3 protein-coding genes are annotated in these 2,897 nt (G+C 70.8%); all 3 read right to left on the bottom strand.

From position 1 onward, the window contains the following. Nucleotides 1–90: 90 nt before the first annotated feature. Nucleotides 91–561: a GNAT family N-acetyltransferase gene (locus tag AB0B48_RS32800; protein WP_357208474.1), complete on the bottom strand. Its 471-nt coding sequence runs from the start codon at nt 559–561 to the stop codon at nt 91–93. A gap of 110 nt (nt 562–671) precedes the next feature. Then, complete coding sequence (dapB, locus tag AB0B48_RS32795) at nt 672–1,439, bottom strand: 4-hydroxy-tetrahydrodipicolinate reductase (protein WP_357208471.1); 768 nt, start codon at nt 1,437–1,439, stop codon at nt 672–674. Between the two features lie 159 nt (nt 1,440–1,598). Beyond that, the coding region (locus AB0B48_RS32790; RefSeq protein ID WP_357208469.1) for a pitrilysin family protein at nt 1,599–2,897 on the bottom strand (1,299 nt) is incomplete at its 5' end.

Below are 2,897 nucleotides of genomic sequence, written 5' to 3'. Positions count from 1 at the left end.
GATCTTGGTGGTGGGGGGGGCCAGCGGTCGGTGCCCGCCTTTTGTGGGCCCCACCACAACTCCATGATCGACGCCGGCCCAGGCCCGCCGTCAGGGGGTTCGTTCGGCGATCAGCTCTTCGTCGTCGACCGCGCCTGTCGGGTGGAAGCCCAGGGACTCGTAGAGGGCGGCAGCCTGGGTGTTGTCGGGGTGGTACGAGAGGCGGACCGGGGGTTTGCCCTCTCGGGCCGCCAGCCAGGGAGCGAGGGTCTGCACGGTGGCCCTGCCGACGCCCCGGCCCTGCTCGGCGGCGTCGATCAGCATGCCGCCGATCCAGTGTGAGCCGTCGTCGTCCACGCCCCACATGACGTGACCGACGACGGTCTCGTCGGCGTACACCGCGAGCGAGTTCCACACCTCGGAGCGGGTGCTCAGCAGCAGATAGCGCGCGCCCAGCGCGGCCACGAAGCGGCGCTGGTCGTCGCGCGGGGCGACGTCGGCCACCGCACGCCAGTTGTCGTCGTCCACCGGCCGCAGCGTCACTCGCCGCCCGCGCCGGTCCAGGTGTCCACCATCAATCATCGGCGGATGCTACCCGGTCCGCGTGCAGAGATCTTGGACAGTTTCCGTCAGCGCGTGACGGTAACTGTCCAAGATCTGCGCCAGTAACGAGGGAGCGGGAAGGTCTGAGCTCAGTCGAGCAGGGCGTCCAGGCCGACGGTGAGGCCGGGGCGGTTGCGCACCGCGCGGACGGCCAGCAGCACACCCGGCATGAACGACACCCGGTCGTACGAGTCGTGCCGGATGGTCAGTGTCTCGCCGGTACCGCCGAACAGCACCTCCTGGTGGGCCACCAGGCCGGTGGCGCGCACCGCGTGGACGCGTACCCCGTCGATGTCGGCGCCGCGCGCACCCGGCACCTCGTCCTTCGTGGCGTCCGGCACCGGGCCGAGGCCGGCCTCGGCGCGGGCACGGGCGATCTGCCGGGCGGTGTGGGTGGCGGTGCCACTCGGGGCGTCCAGCTTGCGCGGGTGATGCTGCTCGATGATCTCGACGGACTCGAAGTGTCGGGCTGCCCGCGCGGCGAACTGCATCATCAGCACCGCGCCGATACCGAAGTTCGGGGCGATGACCACGCCCACCTCGGGCCTGTCGGCCAGCCAGCCGCGCACCTGCTCCAGCCGCTGCTCGGTGAAGCCGGTCGTGCCGACCACCGCGCTGATGCCCTGCTCGATGCACCACTGGAGGTTGTCCATGACGACGTCCGGCGTGGTGAAGTCGACGACCACCTCGGCGGTGGAGACGGCGGAGCGGTCGTCACCCTGGTCGATCGACGCCACCAGGGCGAGGTCGTCGGCGGCGTCGACCGCCTTGCAGACCTCGATGCCCATCCGGCCACGGGCACCGAACACGCCGACCCGCACCAGCCCGGCGGGGGTCTTCTCCTGCTCGTCAGTCACGGGGCACAACCTATCCCAATCGGGACGGGCCCTTCCGGCCGGATCCGGGGCATCCACCCGCCGGGATGCCACGCCCGAAAGGGCCTCACCGCGCTGCGGCAGAAGGACTCGGGCCGCGCTGGGGACGGAAGGATTCAGCCCGCGCGACGGCGGAAGGACTCAGACCGCGAAGTCGCCCGCACCGAAGGGGCCTACTACGGCCAACGACATCGGCCGGCTGAGCAGCTCGGCGGCGAGCACGTTCACGTCCTCCACGGTGACCTCGTCGACCCGGCGGAGCAGCTCGTCGACAGGCATCAGGTCGCCGTAGAGCAGCTCACCCTTGGCCAGGCGGCTCATCCGGGAACCGGTGTCCTCCAGGCCGAGCACGAACGAGCCCTTGCTCATCCCCTTGCCCCGGGCCACCTCGGCCTCGGTCAAGCCGTCGGCGGCCACCCGGGCCAACTCGGCGCGGGTCAGGGCCAGCACCTCGTCCACCTTGCCCGGCGCGCAGCCGGCGTAGACGGCGAACAGGCCGGTGTCGGCGTACTGGCTGGCGTAGGAGTACACCGAGTACGCGAGGCCACGCTGCTCGCGGATCTCCTGGAACAGGCGGCTGGACATGCCACCGCCGAGCACGTTGTTGAGCACCCCGAGAGCGAACCGCCGATCGTCGAGCCGGTCGATGCCGGGGCAGCCGAGGATGACGTGTGCCTGCTCGGTCTCCTTCGGCTCCACCACCGTGGTCGCCGGCTTGGTGCGTACCGCCGGGGTCGCCGCGCGGTGCGGCGCCGGGCTGGCCGGGTCGCTGTCCAGCGGGGTTCCGCGCACGGCCTGACGGACCATCTTGACCACAGCGGCGTGGTCGAGGTTGCCGGCGGCGGCGATGACGATCTGCGGCGCGGTGTAGCGACCCCGGTAGAAGGTCTGGATCTGCCGCCTGGTCATCGGGGTGACGGTCTCCGCGGTGCCGGAGATCAGCCGGCCCAGCGGGTGATCGCCGTAGACGGCCTGGACGAAGAGGTCGTGCACCTCGTCACCCGGCTCGTCGTCGTGCATGGCGATCTCCTCCAGGATCACGCCACGCTCGGTCTCGACGTCGGCCGGCTCCAACAGCGAGTCCGCGACCAGGTCGCACATCACGTCGATCGCCAGCGGCAGGTCCTCGTCCAGCACGCGGGCGTAGTAGCAGGTGTATTCCTTCGTGGTGAAGGCGTTGGTCTCGCCACCCACCGCCTCGATCTGCGAGGAGATCTCCAGTGCGGTGCGCTTGTGGGTGCCCTTGAAGAGCAGGTGCTCGAGGAAGTGCGCGGCACCGGCCTGCGGGCCGGTCTCGTCACGCGAGCCGACCGCCACCCAGATGCCGAACGAGACGCTGCGCATCGCCGGAATCGCCTCGGTGAGGACGCGCAGGCCGCTGGGCAGCACGGTACGACGTACCGTGCCGCCCAGCGGGTCGTCGCTGAGCGTCCGGGTCAC

It is taken from the genome of Micromonospora sp. NPDC049089 (genome assembly GCF_040648775.1).
Classification (GTDB): Bacteria; Actinomycetota; Actinomycetes; order Mycobacteriales; family Micromonosporaceae; genus Micromonospora.
The sequence above is the reverse complement of the archived record's forward strand: the minus strand, read 5'-3'. Positions and strand labels throughout refer to the sequence as shown.